The organism is Oryzihumus leptocrescens (assembly GCF_006716205.1).
Taxonomy (GTDB): Bacteria; Actinomycetota; Actinomycetes; order Actinomycetales; family Dermatophilaceae; genus Oryzihumus; species Oryzihumus leptocrescens.
In genome coordinates, this window is the sequence record NZ_VFOQ01000001.1 from 1,086,384 (window position 1) to 1,106,069 (window position 19,686).

Below are 19,686 nucleotides of genomic sequence, written 5' to 3' on the forward strand. Positions count from 1 at the left end.
CCTTGCACATGGTGACCCGCCCCAGTTGATCTTCAGGGTGTGTGGGTCTACGAGCGTGGCCTGCCGCCACGGAACTGGAGTTGCCCGAGGCGGTGAAGGCGGCTGACCGGCCTGGTGGCCGGCGTGTTGGGAACCGCATGCTCCCAACACGCCCACCATCAAGGCTGTCATGAGCACACGGCCAAGGGCACGTCGCTCAGCCACCGTGCATCCTCGGCAATGTCCCACCCCTACAGCCACCCCGCACTCCAAGTGCGGCGAAGTAGACCGGCTGCCTGCGCCTCACGCAACTCGAACCTGAAGGAGGCAACTGGCGGCGGGCTGTTGGCGAGAAGGACAGCGTCGCCGCAGCGGGGCCGCGCGGGGGCTTCGATTTCCACTCCTTCTCAGTGGAGTCACGGGGCCCATGGGCCACGGCTCCGAGGCGATCGCCCCGGATTCGACGTCCCGCCGACTCCGACACGATCGGTGACAGGTTTGGACGGATCCGCGTTGAGTGCCTCCTGTCCCTGATAGAAAGACGCCGCTTAGGTCAGGGGGTTCATCGTGCGTGTTCGTGTCGGCCTTGTCGTTCTTGCGGCTGTGGCCACATTGGTGTCTTCCTGCGCAGGAGGCGCCGTCCCGGCTGCTGTTCCGGTGCATCTCGACACGGCACCCCCGGCCCCGATGGCGACAGTGTTTTCGCTGTCCGACGACATCCTGGCCAAGGGGGCCCCCGCGCAGGTGCGGCCGGTCGGGCATCTCAGCGCGTCCGACGTGATGGATGCGCTCACGTGGCTGTCTGGGTACCTCGCGCAGGTGCACGGAGACTTCGGGTGGCTCTGCTCGAAGCCCGGGGCGAGCAGCCCGACCAAGGAAGCAACCTCAGCCGAGACCGTGGGGGATCTGTTCGCCGGCAAGGCGGGCGATCTGTTACTCAACGACCTGGAGCCACGGCTCGCTTCCGACAAGCTGGACTGCTCGGCCGTGACCCCTGCGGCCCCAGGCGTGGTCGTAGGACCTCAGTCGATGACGGTGACCAAGGATCCCCTGTCCGCAGATCTCATCCACGTCGCCTATCGAGGTCGGTTCGGCTACCGGCTCAAGGACCGCAGGGACGCAACGGAGGCCCTGTACGCGGCGGACTTCCGCGTCGACTACGCACTGGGCGCGGACGACTCCGGCTGGCACATTTGGTGGGTCGACCAGAACTATCGACGGTTCGGGAGCGGGTGGATGCCCGGTGTGCCGCTTCCAGCCGGATTTGGTCACGGCGAGGTCGTGCACCCGCTGCCCGATGCAAGCGAGGAAGCGGCGTCGGCCGTTCGTGTGGCGGTATCGAAGACGCTGGCCCAGCCGGGCGCGACCTGGACGCACGCAAGGGACTTCGCGCCTGTCTATGGGGCCCGTGGGACGACAACGATGTCGGGCCCGGTTGCGCTCGATGCGGGTACTGCGTCCTTGGCCGACACCGCTGACCCGACCGCCTCAGAGCTGATTTTCGATCACGGCAAGGTCGACCTTTCGCCGGTGACAGTGCCGATCTCGGCCGTGCCTGGCGAAGCCATCCCGAAGGGTGCGAAGTGGCGCGCATGGGATCCCGCGTCGTCGACAGTCCAGGGCTGGGGGGACGACACCAGTCCCTTTGTCGCGCTCTCCCTGCTGAGGCAGGCCTCGAGTGCCGCCGTGCAGGACTGCTCTGCCGCGGCGACGAAGGTCAAAGCCATTGACTGCTACCGGGTTCGCGTGCCCGCCGCGACGGCTGCATACAGCGGGGGGTTGACCACGCGCGAGGGGTGGTGGGGGCTCTCACACGGCCTCTTTGCCTTCGACGTCGACCTCGGGACCGACACCGAGGGGCGCCTCGTGTGGATCGGACGACACTTCCAGGTCGCGTCACTGGGGAAAGTGGTGGACCGGGTCGACGTGTCGGACACACTCACTGACTTCGCCGGCTCCGCGCCGACGGCCCCTCCGCGCCCGCCTGAGAGCCAGATCGCCGAAGACGGGGCGTACTACCTCCGCAACCGGTGAGAGCTGGGACGACCTTCCGAGCGAAGAGGAAGCGCTACGGACCATGGCAGCCTCACCGATATCGCGCAACGGGCTCATCAGCGAAGAGGTCGGCTACGCCCGTCTCATACTTGGCGATCTGTCCGGCGCGCGCGAGGCGCTGGAAGCCGTTCCAGCTCCCGAGGGCGACGTTGCATGGCACGCCGAACTCAAGCAGCGCGCGGACATGATCCTGGACGTCTTGCAGTCCGAAGGTCCCCAACCGGCCCTACAGCGTCTTTCCAGCTGGCGCACCCAGACTGGCGCGGCGTTGGGTCTTAGCCACCAGCTGATGCAGGCCTGATCCAAAGATGGGGGGAACCGTCCACGAGCGTCCCGAACGCCCGCGCCCGTGCTCACAGAACAGCCGGGCTGTCCAGGACCGTCCCGGGTCGTGCAGGCGTTGGTTGGCAACGGGCGGGCGCGAGGGCTTGAGTGCGAGGCCGGTTACCAGTTGGTCTTTCCAGAACTGTGCCGCGCCGGAGGTGGGTTACGCCTCGTCACGACGCGCTTGAGGATCACGGGAGCAGTCAGGACCCCAGCGGCGGCGAATGCCCCGAGCAACCACGCGGCTCCGGTCCACGGGTGTGACCCTCGGAACGAATCGAAGGATAGCCCAGCGCAGGCCACGAGGCTGATCACAGCGACGGCGTGAACACGCCAAAGGTCCCGGTACATGCTTACTTCACCGTCGGAAGGCGGCACCGACAGCGCCACCGACTACGAGCAGCAGCGCGACCAGGACGAGCGCTGGGATTCCCAGCATGACAACGCCAACCCCTGCCGCGTCGTCAGCCGTGGGGTCGTTGGAGCTGGCCATGGCCACCACGTACCAGAAGGCGAGGACCCCGGCGCCGGCTGGCGCAGACGTGGCCACCGTGCGCCAGGACCGAAGCTTCCCCAGGACTGCCCCCCAACCGAGCGTGGAGAGAACTGCGACCGCTCCCAAAGCGATGGTGGGAAGGATGGCCCAGCCTGGGACCGTCGACGTTCCCCGTGCAGCGAGCGTCAGGAACAACAACCAGGCGCCCAAGAGCACTAGCCAGACAACCCGGCAGACCTTGGCCCAGCGCGGGAGCGAAGCACGACGGGCAGGAACCCACGCTTGGCCGTTCCAGCGCCAGTGCCCATCGGGGGAAGTGGTTGGCCGCCACACTGAACCGTCGAACCACCATCGCCCGTCCGGGCTGAAGCGCGAGGCTGGCTCGGTCAGCGGAGGCGGCATCGCTGGGAACTCCGCTGGCCTCTCCACGGCACCAGCAAATCAGACTGGACGGGTGCGGCGACGGTGCTTCGACTACTCCGAGTTGTCAGCGATGTCCCCTCTGCCTGCAGCTCCGTTCAGCTCGCGGGTCTGCGCATCGGGCCGCGAACCCTCGCCGACACCTTGGCGGCCCCGCTGCGATGCGGATCCGAGGGCCGGGCGCACGGGGGTGAAGAGCCGGCCAGATCCTGAGGCTGCAGCTGGGGCTTCGGGTAGCCGGCCACGTGTGGGCCTCCGTCTTCGCCAGCGCTTGAGGCGGTGAATGGAGGTTCGGGCGTGGCGGGGGCAGCATTCCGGGTTGATCGCGGCCCGCCTCGTTGTTGTGTCCTGGCCCGGGTCAGCCCGGAGCGCGTAGGGGTGGGGTGCGCGAGGACGGCGCGAAGCGCCGCCCGCAGTGCGGGGTCCCATCGGCGAAGCGCGGAGGGCGTGGCAGGGCCGGGTTGGCGAGGCGGAGCCGCGCCCTAGACGTCCTGATGTCTGCCGAGCAGCTGCGATTCGGTCCCGTCGCGGTCGAGATTCCGTCGCTCGAGGACGACACTCCGGGGACGTGACTGGGCACGTACTGGGCACGCCGGCGCGGTTGGGCGCCTGAGACGACGAAGCCGCAGGTCGGGTTTGGGCCCGTGACCTGCGGCTTTTCGGGTGGAGCGGGTGACGGGAATCGAACCCGCATGACCAGCTTGGAAGGCTGGGGCTCTGCCATTGAGCTACACCCGCGCGACACCGCCGTCGAGGGCGGGGTTGCGGGGCGTTAGCCTAATGCCCGCTGTCGCACGTTCCGAAATCCGACCCCGTGACGGGGTGTCGAGTGGGGGTCACGGCCGCAGCACACGGGGTATGGCGCAGCTTGGTAGCGCGTCCGCTTTGGGAGCGGAAGGCCGCCGGTTCGAATCCGGCTACCCCGACCCTGCCCGTCTTGTCCTTCCCGTTGCGACACAGGCGATTTCGCCAAACGCCCACGCCGCGCCACCGCACCGTCCTAGGCTTCAAAGCACCCGGGGTGCTCCCGGGTGGCGGGGCAGACACGCGGGGGCGACACCAGCACACCACCGGCTGCTCGGTCGTCCACGCTGCAAGGGGTGCCCATGTCCGAGACGGTTGCCGAGGCCCGGCCCGACACCAGCGAGGCGGTGGCCCTCCACCAGGTCTTCCGCGACGCGCTCGAGTCGGCCTCCGACCTCGTGGCTGGTGCGGTGGTTGAGCGTCCCGAGGCGCAGGAGGCGGTGGCCGGCTACTACGGCAACGTCCTGGCCTTCCTGCGCGCCCACCACGAGGCCGAGGACGCGGCCCTGTGGCCCCGGCTGCGTGAGCGGTGCCCCGACGAGGCGATGGTGCCGGCGGTCATCGCCGAGCACGAGGCCCTCGAGGGCACGCTGACCCGCGCCGAGCACGCCCTGGTGCAGTTCTCCACCGAGCCCACCGCGCAGTGGGGCGGCCACCTCGTCGGCGCACTGCTCACCCTCCAGTTCGAGCTCGAGGCCCTCGTCAGCACCCAGGAGGCCGAGATCCTGCCCCTGGCCGCCGAGCACCTCAGCGTCGAGGAGTGGGCCGAGATCACCCCGCTGGCCTTCGCGGCCTTCGGCGGCGACCGGCCCTGGCTCGTGCTCGGGCTCGTCCTAGACGCCTCGACCGAGGCCCAGGCCGCGTCGCTGCTCGAGCGCCTCCCCGAGGACGTCCGTGCCGGCTGGCAGGGCGAGGACCAGGCCCGCTACGAGACCTTCGTGGCCGAGCTGCGCGGCTGAGCCACGGGATACCGGCCGCGCACCTCCCGGCCGGACCTCACCTGCCGGACACCGTCCGCAGCCACTGGCGCGAGGTTGACGTCCGGGAGCCGAGGTCGGCCGTGGGTGGTGGGTGGCACCCCGGGCGCCCGCGCCTCACAGACCGTAGTGCTCCAGCAGCCGCAGCCAGATCTCGCTCATCGTCGGGAACGAGGGCACCACGTGCCACAGCCGCTCCAGCGGCACCTCCCCGACGACCGCGATACCGGCGGCGTGGACCATCTCGGCAGTGTCCTGCCCCACGAACGTCGCCCCCACCACCACCCGGCGGCTCTCGTCGACCACGATCTGGGCGTAGCCCTCGTACTCGTCGGCCTGCAGCCCCGCCCCGGACGCCGCGCGCATCTTGACGTTGACCACCCGCACGTCCATCCCGCGCTCGCGGGCGGCGGCCTCGGTCAGGCCCACCGAGCTCACCTCGGGGTCGGTGAACACGACCTGCGGCGCCCCGAGGTGGTCGGCCCAGGCGCGCATCCCCGGTCCGTCGGTGGCCCGGCCGGCGCCGCGCGCGGCGATGATGTCGCCGGCCACGCGGGCCTGGTACTTGCCCATGTGGGTCAGCAGGTTGCGCCCGGTGACGTCGCCGACGGCGTACAGCCAGTCGCCCGGCACCGAGGTGACCCGCATGGAGTCGTCGACCACGACGTAGCCGGACTCGTCGACCTCGGCGCCCACGACGTCCAGCCCGAGGTCGCCGGTGTTGGGCGTGCGGCCCATCGCCGCCATGACCTCGTCGCCGGCGACCGTGCTGCCGTCCGAGAGCGTGACGGTCACCTCGCCGCCGGGCTCGGGCCGCGACACCGCCGTCACCGTCACCCCCAGCCGCACGTCGACCCCCTCGCGCGCCAAGGCCGCCGCGACGAGCGAGGAGGCGAACGGCTCCGCGCGCCCGAGCAGCCGCGGCCCACGCTCGACCAGCGTCACCCGTGACCCGAGGGCGCAGTAGATCTGCGCGGTCTCGCAGGCGACCACGCCGCCGCCGAGGATGACGAGGCGCTCCGGGACGGTGGAGGAGGTCGTCGCCTCGATGTTGGTCCACGGCTTGGCGTCGCGCAGCCCGGGCAGGTCGGGCACGGCGGGGGAGGTGCCGGTGGCCACCACCACCGCGGCGCCGGCCCGGTAGGTCGTGCCGTCGACCTCGACGAGGCGCTCGCCGACCAGCCGTGCGGTGCCGCGCACGAGGGCGATGCCGGCCGACTCCAGCCAGCGCACGGCGCCGCTGTCGTCGAGGTCGGAGATCCAGTAGTCCCGCCGGGCCATCACCTCGGCCGGGACGAGGTGGGCCCCGGCGACCCCACGCACCCGCTGCGCCGCGTGGGCGGCGTGCACCGGCCGCAGCATCGCCTTGGTCGGGGTGCATGCGTAGAAGCTGCACTCGCCCCCGACGAGCCGGCGCTCGACGACCATGACCTTCAGCCCGCTGCGCCCGGCCCGGTCGGCGGCGTTCTCGCCCACCGCGCCGGCGCCGACCACGATCACGTCGAAGGACTCGTCCACCGCTTCGCTCATGGCCTGACGCTAGCCCCGGTATGCCGTGCCGTCGCCCCGGGAGGCGCGCCCCGCCGTGCGGCCGGTCACCCCGGCCGCGGCGCCGACCCGGGCGGAGCGCATTTCGGTCCGTCCGGCGCGTGTGGATACCATGACCTGTCCTCTCGGCTCCGGGCCGAGCCTTCCTGATGCCCACACCTTGGAGTAACCCGCAGTGAAGAGTGCCGTCGAGACCCTCAACCCGACCCGGGTCAAGCTGACCGTCGAGGTCCCCTTCGAGGAGCTCAAGCCGAGCCTCGATGCGGCTTACAAGACGATCGCGTCGCAGATCTCCGTGCCCGGCTTCCGCCAGGGCAAGGTCCCGGCCCGGATCATCGACCAGCGCGTCGGCCGTGGCGCCGTCCTCCAGGAGGCCGTCAACGACGCGCTGCCGAAGTTCTACGGCCAGGCCGTCGAGGAGAACAAGGTCCGCCCGCTCGGCCAGCCCGAGCTCGACGTGACCGAGGTCCCGGCCGAGGACGGCCAGGAGCTGAAGTTCACCATCGAGGTCGACGTCCGCCCCGAGATCACCCTGCCCGACTACGAGGGCCTGGCCATCGAGGTCGACGAGGTCGCGGCGAGCGACGAGGACGTCGAGGAGCGCCTGACCTCCCTGCGTCAGCGCTTCGGCACCCTGACCGGTGTCGACCGCGAGGCCCAGACCGGTGACTTCGTCTCCATCGACCTGACCGCCACCATCGGCGAGGACGAGATCGACGCGGTCAAGGGCATCTCCTACGAGATCGGCACCGGCAACATGCTCGACGGCCTCGACGAGGCCCTGGTCGGCATGAAGGCCGAGGAGACCAAGACCTTCACCGCCCCGCTCGCCGGTGGCGACCGTGAGGGTGAGGACGCCGAGATCACCGTGACCGTGCAGTCGGTCAAGGAGCGCGTCCTGCCCGAGCTCGACGACGACTTCGCCCAGCTCGCCTCCGAGTTCGACACCCTCGAGGAGCTCAAGGCCGACGTGACCGCCCAGGCCGAGCGCGCCAAGAAGTTCGAGCAGGGCGTCCAGGCCCGCGACAAGGTCCTCGAGCACCTGCTCGACAACACCGAGATCCCGGTGCCCGACGCCCTCGTCGAGGCCGAGGTCCACAGCCACCTCGAGAACGAGAACCGCCTCGAGGACGACGAGCACCGCGCCGAGGTGCAGGAGAGCGCCCGCAAGGCCCTGCGCGCCCAGTTCCTGCTCGACGCCATCGTCGAGAAGGAGGAGGTCAGCGTCGGCCAGCCCGAGCTGATCGAGTACCTCGTCATGTCCGCCTCGCAGTACGGCATGGACCCCAACGAGTTCGCCAAGGCCGTTGACGAGGCCGGCCAGATCCCGGCCATGGTCGCCGAGGTCGCGCGCCGCAAGGCCCTGGCCACGGTCCTGGAGAAGGCCGCCGTCAAGGACACCGCCGGCAACGAGGTCGACCTCAACGAGCTCAACGTCGAGCTGGCCGACACCACCGGCGAGGCGATCGAGGACCACGAGGGCCACGACCACGCCTGAGCCGCGCCGGTCGCCTGACCGACACCGCACCACCGCGTATGCCGCGGCCGGGACTCCCGGTCGCGGCATACGTGTGTCCGGGGCCGGGTGGCGGGGTGACGAGGTGACCCAGCGACAGCTCGTCAGCGCCGACTGCCGACCTCGCGGTGCCAGTACGCCCCGTTCGCGCTGGTGGACCGGACGACCGCGTCCACCTCGTCAGGGGCCTCCCACAGCTGAATCAGGTACGCGTCGACCGAGCCGTCGGCGAGCTCGCCGGCACGGCCGGCGTCCCGGCCCCTCGCGCTGACGCGCACGCGGTAGGGGCCGGGGGGCAGGTCCAGGGTGCCCCGGGTCTCGTTGGCCCAGGTGCACCACCGTGCCTCGCCGCCGGGTGGGACGGTGACCGACACCTCCACGACGTCCTCCCACTGGTCGCTTGGCGGGCCAGGGGCTTCGGCCTCGAGGGCGATCCGCACTGGCGACCCTCCCGACCGCCGGGCGAGGTTGATGTACAGGCCGTCGCCGGAGGCCGCCCCGACGAGCCCGTTCACCTGACCGGCGAACCATCGGTCGAAGTCCCCGTCAAAGCCGACACCCAGGCCCCACAGCAGGTCGAGCTGCCCGTAGTCGGTGTGTACGACGCCGTCGAACAGGAGCCTCGTCATGGCGCGAGTATGGCCGCCAGGACGACCCGGCGCCCGGGCACGGCCCACGCCGTGGGCCTGCCGGGACTGCCGGCCGGGACTCCCGGTCGCGGCATACGCGTGTCCGGGCCCGGCTGGCGCGGGGGAGGGGCGGCGCTCAGTCGAGGTCGCGGCGGCGGAAGGCCTCCAGCCCGAGCACGACCAGTGCAACCCCGACCACGGTCAGCCACGCCAGCGGGGTCGCGGTGAGGGAGCCGCCGGGCAGCCGCGGGGTGTGCGCGAACGGGGAGACGTCCATGACCCGCTGGTCCAGCTGGAACAGCGGGCCCAGCTCGCCGACGAGCAGGAACGCCACGAGCAGCGCCCACGCGACGGTGACCAGGCGCGGCACCAGGCCGAAGGCCGCCACGGCGATGCCGATCATCACCAGCACCGCGGGCAGCTGGGCCAGTGCGGCGCCGAGGAGCCGCCCGACCTGGTCGTAGTCGTTGAGCGTGGCCGCCGCGGACAGGCCCATCGTCAGCCCGACGACGAAGAGCAGCCAGACCGAGCCGAGCACCGCCACCGTGACGTGGCTGAGCGCCCAGCGGCGTCGTCCGGTGGCCGTCGCCAGCAGCGGCTCGGCGCGCAGGGCCTGCTCCTCCCCGTGCAGGCGCAGGACCGCGGAGATGCCGAAGATGCAGGTGATGATGGCGATGACGCTGAGCTCGGTGCCGAAGAACGCGTCGAGCAGGCCCGCCTGGCCCCCGAGCTTGGTGATCATGTCCCGGGCCCCGGGCGTGTCCAGGAAGGACTGCACGCTGTTGGCCAGACTCCCGACGATCAGTCCCATCACGGCGAAGCCGACCGTCCACGACAGGAGCACCGCGCGCTGCAGCCGGACCGCGAGGCCGAGCGGGCCGGCCAGCCAGCGCGTCGCCTCCGCCCGGCCGCCCCGGTCGGCGAGCAGGCCCGCGCCGAGGTCGCGGCGACCCACGAGGGCGTAGGCCCCGGCGGCGACCAGCGCGGTGAACAGCGCACCGATGAGGAAGACCCACCAGCGCACCCCGGCGAACGGGCGGACCTGCTGGGCCCAGCCGACCGGCGAGAGCCAGGACGCCCAGCGCGGACCGTGCGCGTCGGAGACGTCGCCCACGGCGCGCAGCAGGTAGGTGGCTCCGAGGACGGCAGCGGTCAGCCCGGTCGCTCCCCGGGCGCTGGTCGTGAGCTGGGCCATGACCGCGGCGACGGCGGCGAAGGACACGCCGGTGAGCGCCCAGGACAGGCCGAACGCCAGCGACCCGCTGACCGGCAGCCCGGCGGCGACCAGGCTGAGCCCGGTCAGCACCCCGAGCGTGATCGCGGTGCCGCAGGTGACCGCGAGGGCGGCGGTCAGCGGGGCGAACCGCCCGACGACGCCGGCACCGACCAGCTCGAGGCGGCCGGCTTCCTCCTCGGCCCGGGTGTGCCGCACCAGCAGGATCATGGTCAGCACCGCGACCAGGGCCGCGCCCAGCGCGTTGACCTTGAACATGGCCACGGCACCGGCGGAGCTGGTGTCGAGCACCTTGCCGTAGAGCGCGACCATCGCCGGGTTGCCGTTGATCGTCACGCCGATCTGGCGACGGGAGACGATGTCGGGGTAGAGCGTCAGCGTGCTGGAGGCGGTGCTGCCGGCCAGCACGACGAAGACCGCCAGCCACACCGGGACCAGCACCCGGTCGCGGCGCAGCGCGAGGCGTGTCAGCTGCCAGGTGCCGGTGAAGGCGCCGGCCCCGGGCGCGGCGGTCGTGGGACGGGTGGCGCCGAGGGTGCCCGCGGTCCCGGTGGACGTGCCGGTGCTCACCGTGGGCCGCCCGCGCTGCTCGGGACGGAGCTGCCGTTGGCCACCAGCTCGTCCTTGTAGTGGCGCAGGAACAGCTCTTCCAGGGTCGGCGGCTGGCTGACCAGGCTGCGGACCCCGGCCTGGCTGAGCCGGCGCATCACGGCGTCGAGGTGCTCGGTGTCGATCTGGCCGACCACCATCGCGCCGTCCGCCCGAGGCTCGACCAGGAGGTCGTGGACGCCGGGCAGCTCGGCCAGGCCGGCCGGGACGGACGCGAGCTCGGCGGTCACCGACGTGCGGGTCAGGTGGCGCAGCTCGGTGAGCGTCCCGGTCTCGGCGGTGCGGCCGTGGCGGATGATGCTCACCCGGTCACACAGCGCCTCGGCCTCGGCCAGGATGTGGCTGGAGAGCAGCACGGTGCGGCCGCGCTCGCGCTCCTCGTCGATGCACTGACGGAAGACCTCCTCCATCAGGGGGTCCAGGCCCGAGGTCGGCTCGTCGAGCAGCAGCAGCTCGACATCGGAGGCCAGGGCGGCGACCAGGGCGACCTTCTGCCGGTTGCCCTTGGAGTAGGCCCGTCCCTTCTTGCCCGGGTCGAGCTCGAAGCGCTCGAGCAGCAGCCGGCGCCGCTGCGGGTCGAGGTTGCCGCGCAGCCGGCCGAGCAGGTCGATGACCTCACCCCCGGTCAGGGTGGGCCACAGCGACACGTCGCCGGGCACGTACGCCAGCCGGCGGTGCAGCGAGGTGACGTCGCGCCACGGGTCGCCGTCGAGCAGACGCACCTGCCCCGCGTCGGCCCGCAACAGCCCCAGCAGCACGCGAAGGGTGGTGGTCTTGCCGGATCCGTTGGGGCCGAGGAACCCGTGCACCTCGCCCCGCCGCACCGACAGGTCCAGCCCGTCAAGCGCCCTGGTGCTGCCGAAGGACTTGACCAGCCCCGAGACCTCTATCGCCAGATCCATGCCTTCGACGCTACTCTGCGTTCATAAATCTGTGAAGATTCGAAATCTCAAGGTTCCCCTCGGGAGGTGCGCCTGTGACTCAGGACCAGGACGTGCGGCTGAGCCAGTTCGTCGAGGACTTCGCCTCGACGATGGTCACAGCCGGCGTGCCACGGATGCCCGCGCGGGTGTTCAGCGCGCTGATGGTCAGCGAGTCCGGGCGGCTCACCGCCGCCGAGCTCTCGGAGCGGCTGCAGGTCAGTGCCGCGGCGGTCTCCGGTGCCATCCAGTACCTCGAGACGGTCCACCTGGTCCGGCGCACCCGTGAGCCGGGCTCGCGCCGCGACCAGTACGTCGTCGAGCACGACGTCTGGTATCGCGTGACGATGGACCAGGACGCACTGCTCGGCCGGTGGGTCGAGCAGCTGGACACCGGCATGGCCCTGGTCGGGCGCGACTCCGAGGTGGGCGCCCGGCTGGCGGAGACCCAGGAGTTCTTCAGCTTCCTGCGCGAGGAGATGACCCACCTCATCGAGCGCTGGGAGCAGCGCAAGCGGCTGCGCAGCACCGCCTCCTGACCGCAGGGGTTGTGCGCTCACGGCGAACACCGTGCCCACACGGGATTCACGGGGCAGGGCCGGGCGTTAGGGTCATCGCAAGGATCGAGAGAACCCGCACCACCCGCGCTACAGATGGAGACACGGTGAGCCACAGCAGCGAGGTCGTCGCCGCAGCCAACGGTCAGATGGCCGGCCTGGACGACCACATCTACAACCGTCTGCTCAAGGAGCGGATCATCTTCCTCGGCTCCGAGGTGCGCGACGACAACGCCAACGCGATCTGCGCGCAGCTCCTCCTGCTGGCCGCCGAGGACCCCGAGGCCGACATCTGGCTCTACATCAACAGCCCTGGCGGCTCGGTGACCGCCGGCATGGCCATCTTCGACACCATGCAGTGGGTGCCCAACGACGTGGCCACCGTCGCGATGGGCCTGGCGGCCAGCATGGGCCAGTTCCTGCTCAGCGCCGGCGCCCGCGGCAAGCGCTTCGCCACCCCGCACGCCCGCGTGATGATGCACCAGCCCTCCGGCGGCATCGGCGGCACCGCCTCGGACATCAAGATCCAGGCCGAGCAGATGCTGCACATCAAGAAGCAGATGGCCGGCCTCATCGCCGAGCACACCGGCCAGTCCGTCGACCAGATCGAGAAGGACTCCGACCGCGACCGCTGGTTCACCGCGGAGGAGGCCAAGGACTACGGCTTCGTCGACCACGTCTACACCCACGCCGGCCAGGCGCCGGGTGGCGGCGGCACCGCGAACTGACCTCCCGCCATACCGACGCCTGATATTGGAGCAACAGCAATGACCCAGAACCCGTATGGCGGCCTCCACGTCCCGCAGATGGGCGGCGGCCTGCACGTCCCCGGCCCGAGCAGCCGCTACATCCTGCCGCAGTTCGAGGAGCGCACCTCCTACGGCATGAAGCGGCTCGACCCCTACACCAAGCTCTTCGAGGACCGCATCATCTTCCTCGGCGTGCAGGTCGACGACGCCTCGGCCGACGACATCATGGCGCAGCTGGTCGTCCTGGAGTCCCAGGACCCCGACCGCGACATCATCATGTACATCAACAGCCCCGGCGGCTCGTTCACGGCGCTGACGGCGATCTACGACACGATGCAGTACATCCGCCCCGACATCCAGACGTTCGTGCTGGGCCAGGCGGCCTCGGCCGCGGCGGTGCTCCTGGCCGCCGGCGCCCCCGGCAAGCGCTATGCCCTGCCCAACGCGCGCGTCCTGATCCACCAGCCGGCGATGGCCGGGGGCGACTACGGCCAGGCCAGCGACATCGAGATCCAGGCCAACGAGGTGCTGCGCATGCGCACCTGGCTGGAGGAGACGCTGGCCAAGCACACCGGCCGCAGCGTCGAGCAGATCGAGACCGACATCGAGCGCGACAAGATCCTCACCGCCGACATGGCCAAGGACTACGGCATCGTCGACGAGGTCCTCGCCAGCCGCAAGGCCTCGTTGCAGGCCTGAGCGACGCCCACCGGGACGCCCTGACGGTCCCCGGTCCCCGGCAGGTATGCCGTGGGGCCGGGGACCGTTCGCGTCCGCCCCGTCGCCGGTGGCCGGGGTCCGGGCCGGTGGGGTGGGCGCGCGGCCGGTGACCACCCGGCATACCGTGGCGGGGATGGAGACCGTCGCTGTCCACCTTGTCCGCTGTTGGCGGACAAGCCGTGACGGACGGCCGACACCGGCGTCTAATGAGACGTGGACGGGACCTCGCGAGGTACCGTCATCCATCACCGCAAGCAGCACCAGTGGTAATCACCCGACAGGAAGGACCGCCCCGTGGCACGCATCGGAGACGGTGGCGATCTCTTGAAGTGCTCCTTCTGCGGCAAGAGCCAGAAGCAGGTCAAGAAGCTGATTGCGGGCCCCGGGGTCTACATCTGCGACGAGTGCATCGACCTGTGCAACGAGATCATCGAGGAGGAGCTGGCGGAGTCCTCCGAGCTGGGCCTGGACGAGCTGCCCAAGCCCCGGGAGATCTTCGAGTTCCTCGAGCAGTACGTCGTCGGCCAGGACGTGGCCAAGAAGGCCCTCGCCGTGGCGGTCTACAACCACTACAAGCGGATCCAGGCCGGTGAGAGCGCCAAGAAGGGCGACGACGCGGTCGACATCGCCAAGTCCAACATCCTGCTCATCGGGCCGACCGGCTGTGGCAAGACCTACCTGGCCCAGACGCTGGCGCGGATGCTCAACGTCCCGTTCGCCATCGCCGACGCCACGGCGCTGACCGAGGCCGGCTACGTCGGCGAGGACGTCGAGAACATCCTGCTCAAGCTCATCCAGGCCGCGGACTACGACGTCAAGAAGGCCGAGACGGGCATCATCTACATCGACGAGGTCGACAAGATCGCCCGCAAGAGCGAGAACCCCTCGATCACCCGGGACGTCTCCGGTGAGGGCGTGCAGCAGGCGCTGCTCAAGATCCTCGAGGGCACGACGGCCTCGGTGCCGCCGCAGGGTGGGCGCAAGCACCCGCACCAGGAGTTCATCCAGATCGACACGACCAACGTGCTGTTCATCGTCGGCGGCGCGTTCGCCGGTCTGGAGAAGCTCATCGAGTCCCGCTCGGGCAAGAAGGGACTGGGCTTCGGCTCCCAGCTGCACACCGCCAGGGACGCCGGCGAGAGCTACGGCGACGTGATGCCCGAGGACCTGATGAAGTTCGGGCTCATCCCCGAGTTCATCGGCCGCCTGCCGGTCATCACCACGGTCTCGCCGCTCGACCGTGACGCCCTGGTGCGGATCCTCACCGAGCCGCGCAACGCGCTGGTGAAGCAGTACCACCGCATGTTCGACATCGACAACGTCGAGCTGGAGTTCACCGACGACGCGATCGAGGCCGTCGCCGAGCAGGCGCTGATGCGTGGCACCGGCGCCCGCGGGCTCCGCGCGATCATGGAGGAGGTGCTGCTGCCGGTGATGTTCGACGTGCCCAGCGACGACGACATCGCCCGCGTGGTGGTCACCCGCGAGGTCGTCCTCGACAACGTCAACCCCACGATCGTGCGCCGCGACGTGCCGGCGCAGCGGCCGAAGCGCGCGCCGCGCAAGGAGTCTGCCTGAGCCGTGGGCTGGTGAGCGAAGACGAGGCCCGGGAAGCGTGACGCTTCCCGGGCCTCGCCGTTCCCCCCTGCTCTGGGGTCGGGCCTCAGCGCTTCTCGCAGGCGATGCCGTCCTTGTCGCTGTCGCTCTTGCGGTTCGCCGCGTAGAGGGCGTTGCTGACGGCGAAGTTCGTCACCGGCTTGGCATGCCCGCTGACCCGGTCGTGGGCGCCCGTGCGGCCCACTCCGTGCGGGTAGCGCTGGTTCAGCTGTGTGCAGTTCTTGAACGTCGTGACCGTGCTGGCCTGGGTCAGCGTCACCTGCGAGGACGGCGCCGCCATCCCGGCGAAGACGACCAGCCCGGCCAGCACCATGTTCGCGATGTGGTTCATCTGTGGTTCCCCCTGCAGTGGAACGAGGTCCCGTCCGTGGAGCCTCGAGCAGTTCGACGCTACGCGGCGTCGTTCGTGACCTGAGCGGACTTGACCATTTGCTTACCTTTCCGGGTCGGTGCTGGGACGCCCTGGGGCGGCCCGCCACCACAACCCGACCCCCGCGAGGCCCAGCAGCGCCAGGACGGTGAGGGTGGCGCGGCCCTGGGGGTGGATCGCCGCCCCGGCCCGGGCCAGGCCCCAGACACCGGCGGTGACCAGGCCGACCAGCGCCGCGCGGGTGGCCCACCGCCGCACCACCACCCGGGGGAGCTGCCCGGATGACGGCACGGTGGCCGCCAGCGCGCCGGCGCCGTGGCCGGCCAGCACCACCCACGCGGCGGCCAGCGCCCACCAGCTCGTCGGGTCGCTCACGCGGGCCGCCCAGAACCAGCCGAGGACGGCGAGCACCACCAGCGCGACGTGCGAGTCAGGTTCGGCCGCGGATGCCAGCGCCAGCACCACCACGCAGATGGTGACTGGACCGGACCAGGAGGCGCCGGCGGCGTGCGCCACGGCAAGGAAGAGCACCGGCGCCAGCGCGACCACGAGGCGCAGCAGGGCCTGCTGCCGGGTGAGGGCACCGAGGTCGGCAACGAGCGCGCGCAGCGCCGGGGGCAGGGAGGCGTTCACCGCTGCGCCATCCGCGGTGCGGCGGCGCGGCGCGTGACGTCACGCAGCACCTGGTCGAGGCTGCCCGGCCCCTGCCAGGCGACCACCGGGACCCCGACGGCCTGCACCCTCTGCAGCTCGCGGCGACGCTCGAGCAGGCGCACCCGCCAGGCGATCCCCGCGAACGGCTCCTGCGGGTCGTCCCCGGCCAGGCCCTCGGGCAGGGTGTCGATGACGATGACCGTCAGGCCGCGGCGGGCCAGGGTGACGGCGTGGCTGAGCGCCACCGGGGACACCAGGGGCGAGAGCAGGACCACCACGGTGCCGGCGGAGACCCCGGTCAGCGCGTGGCGGGGGTCGTCCTCGAGCCGGGAGGCCACCTCGATCGAGGCCAGGGCGTCCAGCACCCGGCGCAGGTGGTGCTTGCCCGTGGCCGCCGGCACGCGGGTGGTGCCGGTCGAGCCGAGCACCCGCAGGCTGACCCGGTCGCCGCGGTGCAGGTAGTGCTCCGCCATGGCGCCGGCCGCGCGGACCGTGGTGTCCAGGCTGCTCGCCGCACCGTCCAGCCCCTCGCTGGGGCCGAGGTCGTTGAGCGCGTCGACGATCAGCAGCACGTGGCTGTCCTGGTCGGCCCAGCTGGAGGTCACGTGCAGGCTGCCGGTGCGCAGTGACACCGGCCAGTGGATGCGGCGCAGCCGGTCCCCGAGCTGGAACGGCCGGATGCTGGCGAACTCGCTGCCGTCGCCGGGCCTGCCCGAGCGGTTGAGCCCCACCAGGCCGCTGGGGTGGGGCATCGGCGCGGTGGTGTCGAACCGCGTGGGGACCGGCAGGGTGCTGAGCCCGACCGGCTCGACCTCGTGCGCACCCCAGCGGAACGCGCCCCAGGCGCTGTGCGCCACGACCACGGCCGGGCCGACCGTGCGCCGGCCCCAGCGGGTCGTACGCACGGCCAGGGTGAGCGGCAAGGCCTCGGGTGGCTGCGTCCCGGACGCCGCGACCGTCACGGTGCGGGTGGGCGGCGCGACCTGCTGGAAGTCGCCGGCGGCAAGCTTGGCGGTCGCCTGCTCCAGCCCGGGCACCGGCTGCACGGCCGCCGTCCAGCGCACCGCCTCGCCCTCGCGCACCGTGCGCGGCGCCAGGCGGGCCTCGACCTGCGGCGCCGCGCCGGGCCGGGACAGGGCCGACCAGAGGGCGACGACCAGCAGCGGGGCCGCGAGCACGAGCAGGTCGGGCCGGCGCAGCCACGTGGCGGCCAGCGCCAGGGCGGCGCCGGCGACGCAGGCGCGCACGTGGGCGCTGGTGGGGCGCCACGGGACCTGTGGCGGGGGAGTGGGCACGGTCAGCGGATCCGTTCCGCCTCGCGGGCCGCAGGTGTCGCCACCGTGTTCAGCACGCTGCCGACGACGGTCGCCCCCGAGGCGTTGCTCATCCACAGCTCCGGCTTGATGGTGACCCGGTGCGCGAGCACCGGCAGCGCGACGGCCTTGACGTCCTCGGGGGTGACGTAGTCGCGGCCGTGCACCACGGCATACGCGCGGGCCGTGAGCATCAGTGCGAGGGCGCCCCGCGGGGAGGACCCGACCAGGACGTGCCGGTGCGTGCGCGTGGCGGAGGCGAGGGCGACGCAGTAGTCGTGGATGGTGTCGTCGACGGTGACGGTCTCGACGGCAGCCTGCATGCCGCGCAGGCCCGTGGCGTCGGTCACCGCGCGCAGCGTCTGCTCCTCGTGTTGGCGGCTGACCCGGCGGCGCAGCACCTGCGCCTCCTCCGCCGCGGTGGGGTAGCCGAAGCTGACCCGCATGAGGAACCGGTCGAGCTGGGCCTCCGGCAGGGGGTACGTCCCTTCGTACTCCACCGGGTTCGCCGTCGCGAGCACGTGGAACGGGGCCTCGAGCAGGAAGGTCTGGCCTTCGACCGTGACCTGCCGCTCCTGCATCGCCTCCAGCAGCGCGGCCTGCGTCTTGGGCGGGGTGCGGTTGATCTCGTCGGCGAGCAGCAGCCCGGTGAACAGCGGGCCCTGGCGGAAGACGAAGTCGCCGGCACGCTGGTCGAAGACGAACGACCCGGTCAGGTCCGCCGGCAGCAGGTCCGGGGTGAACTGCGCCCGCTTGAAGTCCAGCCCGAGCGTCTGGGCGAAGGAGCGCGCGGCCAGCGTCTTGCCCAGGCCCGGGTAGTCCTCCAGCAGGACGTGGCCGCCGGCCAGGACGGCGCTGAGGACGAGGGTGAGCGCGTCGCGCTTGCCGACGACGGCGGTCTCGACCTCGTCGAGGACCTGCGCGGCGAGGCGCGAGACGGTGGTCAGGTCGGGCGTGGTCACAGGGACTCGATTCGGGTCAGGATGGCGGACAGGTAGCGGGGGTCGGTGCTCGCACGCGCCGGGGGCGGGGTGGTGACGAAGGCCAGCAGGTCCTCCCCGAGCAGCTGCCGGGCAGCCTGCGGGTGCTCGTGCCGGTCGACGCCGTAGCGGGTGTCGAGCCGGTCGTCGACGAGCTCGACCAGCAGCGGGTGCAGGTCGCGGGTGAACGTCTCGGGGTGGCTGGTGTCCTGCAGCAGGTGCAGCAGCCGGCGCACGCGCACGTCGTCGCCGCGGACCCGCTGGTAGGGCTGGTAGCCGGCGTCCCACGAGACCATCTCGGCCTGCGCGGCCAGGTCGGACACCAGCCAGGTCACGGCCGCCACCGCGAGCAGGCCCGCGCCCAGCAGCAGCGGGCGGGGACGTGAGCCGATGATCGCGGCGACGACGCACAGCACCACCCAGAGCGCCGCGGTGACGCCGATCCGCTTGACCCACAACCGGTTCACGGCATGCCTCCGGGGCCAGAGCTGACCACGTCCCGACGGCGGGCCAGGTCTTCGTGCAGGGTCGTCAGCGCCGCCGTGGCGCGCACCCGGGCGTCCTCACCGAGGTCGTGGGCGGAGAAGCGGGCCTCGCGGAAGAGCGCCGAGAGGGTGGCGATCGCCCGCGGGTCCACCGCGTGCGCCTCGATCACCCGGGCCGTGAACTCGGCGGAGGTCTCGGCGGGGGAGCGGGGCAGGCCGGCGGCGCTCGCGGTCTCCTCCAGGGCGACCCAGCAGGCGACGATCGCGTTGCGCGGGGACCCGTGCGCCAGTCCGGCGAGCTGTGCCGAGGCGGTGGCGGTCAGCGCCTCCTGGACGTCGGGGACCGGCTCGAACGCGGGCACGGCGGGGACCGAACGGCGCACCCGGTCCCGGTCGCGCCACATCTGCCAGAGGGACCAGAGCACGACCAGGGCCGCGAGGACGACGACCGCGGTGAACACCACCGCGAACCCCTCCCAGAACGAGCCGAGGTCGTGCGCGGCCCGTACCGGGGCGGTGGTCGCCGTGGAGGTGGGGCTGGCCGACGGTGTCGGCGTCGGGGCCGGTTGTCCTCGCGGCAGGTCGGCGGTCGGGGTGCTGAGGGCGGAGACCGACCCGGACGCGGACACCCAGACCAGGAGGGCGAAGCCCAGTGCCGCGCCCCCGATGGCCACTCCCCGCGTGCGGTCCATGCGGCGCACGCTACAACGGGATCGCGGCGGTGAGCCCC

General features: G+C 71.6%; 19 protein-coding genes and 2 tRNA genes. 9 read left to right on the plus strand and 12 right to left on the minus strand.

Going from position 1 to position 19,686, the window contains the following annotated elements; translation table 11 throughout:
* Window positions 1-636: 636 nt before the first annotated feature.
* Both FB474_RS05205 and FB474_RS05210 read left to right on the plus strand, forming a co-directional pair.
* Complete coding sequence (locus FB474_RS05205) at window positions 637-2,013, plus strand: hypothetical protein (RefSeq protein WP_141787677.1); 1,377 nt, start codon at window positions 637-639, stop codon at window positions 2,011-2,013.
* Window positions 2,014-2,056: 43 nt separating this feature from the next.
* Window positions 2,057-2,335 (plus strand): hypothetical protein, encoded by a 279-nt coding sequence (locus FB474_RS05210; RefSeq protein ID WP_141787678.1) that lies wholly within the window; start codon window positions 2,057-2,059, stop codon window positions 2,333-2,335.
* A 1,603-nt stretch (window positions 2,336-3,938) separates the two neighbouring features.
* Here the strand turns inward: FB474_RS05210 and FB474_RS05215 are convergent.
* Window positions 3,939-4,012 (minus strand) — tRNA-Gly (locus FB474_RS05215).
* 114 nt (window positions 4,013-4,126) lie between these two features.
* On the opposite strand from FB474_RS05215, the gene FB474_RS05220 reads away from it, so the two are divergent.
* Both FB474_RS05220 and FB474_RS05225 read left to right on the plus strand, forming a co-directional pair.
* A tRNA-Pro gene (locus tag FB474_RS05220) sits at window positions 4,127-4,200 on the plus strand.
* Between the two features lie 180 nt (window positions 4,201-4,380).
* Window positions 4,381-5,037: a hemerythrin domain-containing protein gene (locus FB474_RS05225; RefSeq protein WP_141787679.1), complete on the plus strand. Its 657-nt coding sequence runs from the start codon at window positions 4,381-4,383 to the stop codon at window positions 5,035-5,037.
* A gap of 135 nt (window positions 5,038-5,172) precedes the next feature.
* On the opposite strand, the gene FB474_RS05230 is transcribed toward FB474_RS05225, so the two are convergent.
* Both FB474_RS05230 and FB474_RS21325 read right to left on the minus strand, forming a co-directional pair.
* A complete protein-coding gene (locus FB474_RS05230; RefSeq protein WP_141787680.1) occupies window positions 5,173-6,585 on the minus strand; it encodes a dihydrolipoyl dehydrogenase family protein in 1,413 nt (470 codons plus the stop codon).
* 9 nt (window positions 6,586-6,594) lie between these two features.
* Window positions 6,595-6,717 carry a hypothetical protein gene (locus FB474_RS21325; protein WP_281286300.1) on the minus strand — a complete coding sequence of 41 codons (123 nt, stop codon included), beginning with the start codon at window positions 6,715-6,717 and terminating at the stop codon, window positions 6,595-6,597.
* A 61-nt stretch (window positions 6,718-6,778) separates the two neighbouring features.
* Between FB474_RS21325 and tig the strand changes: the two genes are divergently transcribed.
* A complete protein-coding gene (tig, locus tag FB474_RS05235) occupies window positions 6,779-8,101 on the plus strand; it encodes a trigger factor (RefSeq protein ID WP_141787681.1) in 1,323 nt (440 codons plus the stop codon).
* Window positions 8,102-8,223: 122 nt separating this feature from the next.
* On the opposite strand, the gene FB474_RS05240 is transcribed toward tig, so the two are convergent.
* From FB474_RS05240 to FB474_RS05250, 3 genes are all read right to left on the minus strand, one after another.
* Window positions 8,224-8,748 (minus strand): hypothetical protein, encoded by a 525-nt coding sequence (locus FB474_RS05240; protein ID WP_141787682.1) that lies wholly within the window; start codon window positions 8,746-8,748, stop codon window positions 8,224-8,226.
* 136 nt (window positions 8,749-8,884) lie between these two features.
* Entirely contained in the window at window positions 8,885-10,552 is a 1,668-nt protein-coding gene (locus FB474_RS05245; RefSeq protein ID WP_221632440.1) for an ABC transporter permease, read from the minus strand.
* Window positions 10,549-11,493 carry an ABC transporter ATP-binding protein gene (locus FB474_RS05250; protein ID WP_141787683.1) on the minus strand — a complete coding sequence of 315 codons (945 nt, stop codon included), beginning with the start codon at window positions 11,491-11,493 and terminating at the stop codon, window positions 10,549-10,551. The genes FB474_RS05245 and FB474_RS05250 overlap by 4 nt, the downstream gene beginning before the upstream one ends.
* A gap of 74 nt (window positions 11,494-11,567) precedes the next feature.
* Here FB474_RS05250 and FB474_RS05255 point away from each other — a divergent pair, with 74 nt between their 5' ends.
* From FB474_RS05255 to clpX, 4 genes are all read left to right on the plus strand, one after another.
* Window positions 11,568-12,050 (plus strand): GbsR/MarR family transcriptional regulator, encoded by a 483-nt coding sequence (locus FB474_RS05255; protein WP_221632441.1) that lies wholly within the window; start codon window positions 11,568-11,570, stop codon window positions 12,048-12,050.
* 167 nt (window positions 12,051-12,217) lie between these two features.
* A complete protein-coding gene (locus FB474_RS05260) occupies window positions 12,218-12,796 on the plus strand; it encodes an ATP-dependent Clp protease proteolytic subunit (RefSeq protein WP_141789822.1) in 579 nt (192 codons plus the stop codon).
* A gap of 39 nt (window positions 12,797-12,835) precedes the next feature.
* A complete protein-coding gene (locus FB474_RS05265) occupies window positions 12,836-13,516 on the plus strand; it encodes an ATP-dependent Clp protease proteolytic subunit (protein ID WP_141787684.1) in 681 nt (226 codons plus the stop codon).
* Window positions 13,517-13,831: 315 nt separating this feature from the next.
* The gene (gene clpX, locus FB474_RS05270; RefSeq protein ID WP_141787685.1) at window positions 13,832-15,115 is read left to right on the plus strand and encodes an ATP-dependent Clp protease ATP-binding subunit ClpX; all 1,284 of its coding nucleotides are present in this window, start codon (window positions 13,832-13,834) and stop codon (window positions 15,113-15,115) included.
* A gap of 85 nt (window positions 15,116-15,200) precedes the next feature.
* Here the strand turns inward: clpX and FB474_RS05275 are convergent, their stop codons facing one another.
* From FB474_RS05275 to FB474_RS05300, 6 genes are all read right to left on the minus strand, one after another.
* Entirely contained in the window at window positions 15,201-15,485 is a 285-nt protein-coding gene (locus FB474_RS05275) for an excalibur calcium-binding domain-containing protein (protein ID WP_221632442.1), read from the minus strand.
* Window positions 15,486-15,587: 102 nt separating this feature from the next.
* On the minus strand, window positions 15,588-16,157 hold the full coding sequence (locus tag FB474_RS05280) for a hypothetical protein (protein WP_141787686.1): 570 nt from the start codon (window positions 16,155-16,157) through the stop codon (window positions 15,588-15,590).
* Window positions 16,154-17,473, minus strand: coding sequence for a DUF58 domain-containing protein (locus FB474_RS05285; protein WP_246092057.1), 1,320 nt, complete (start codon window positions 17,471-17,473; stop codon window positions 16,154-16,156). The genes FB474_RS05280 and FB474_RS05285 overlap by 4 nt, the downstream gene beginning before the upstream one ends.
* A gap of 2 nt (window positions 17,474-17,475) precedes the next feature.
* A complete protein-coding gene (locus FB474_RS05290; protein ID WP_141787687.1) occupies window positions 17,476-18,453 on the minus strand; it encodes an AAA family ATPase in 978 nt (325 codons plus the stop codon).
* The gene (locus tag FB474_RS05295) at window positions 18,450-18,938 is read right to left on the minus strand and encodes a hypothetical protein (RefSeq protein WP_141787688.1); all 489 of its coding nucleotides are present in this window, start codon (window positions 18,936-18,938) and stop codon (window positions 18,450-18,452) included. The genes FB474_RS05290 and FB474_RS05295 overlap by 4 nt, the downstream gene beginning before the upstream one ends.
* A complete protein-coding gene (locus FB474_RS05300) occupies window positions 18,935-19,648 on the minus strand; it encodes a DUF4129 domain-containing protein (protein ID WP_141787689.1) in 714 nt (237 codons plus the stop codon). The genes FB474_RS05295 and FB474_RS05300 overlap by 4 nt, the downstream gene beginning before the upstream one ends.
* Window positions 19,649-19,686: the final 38 nt, after the last annotated feature.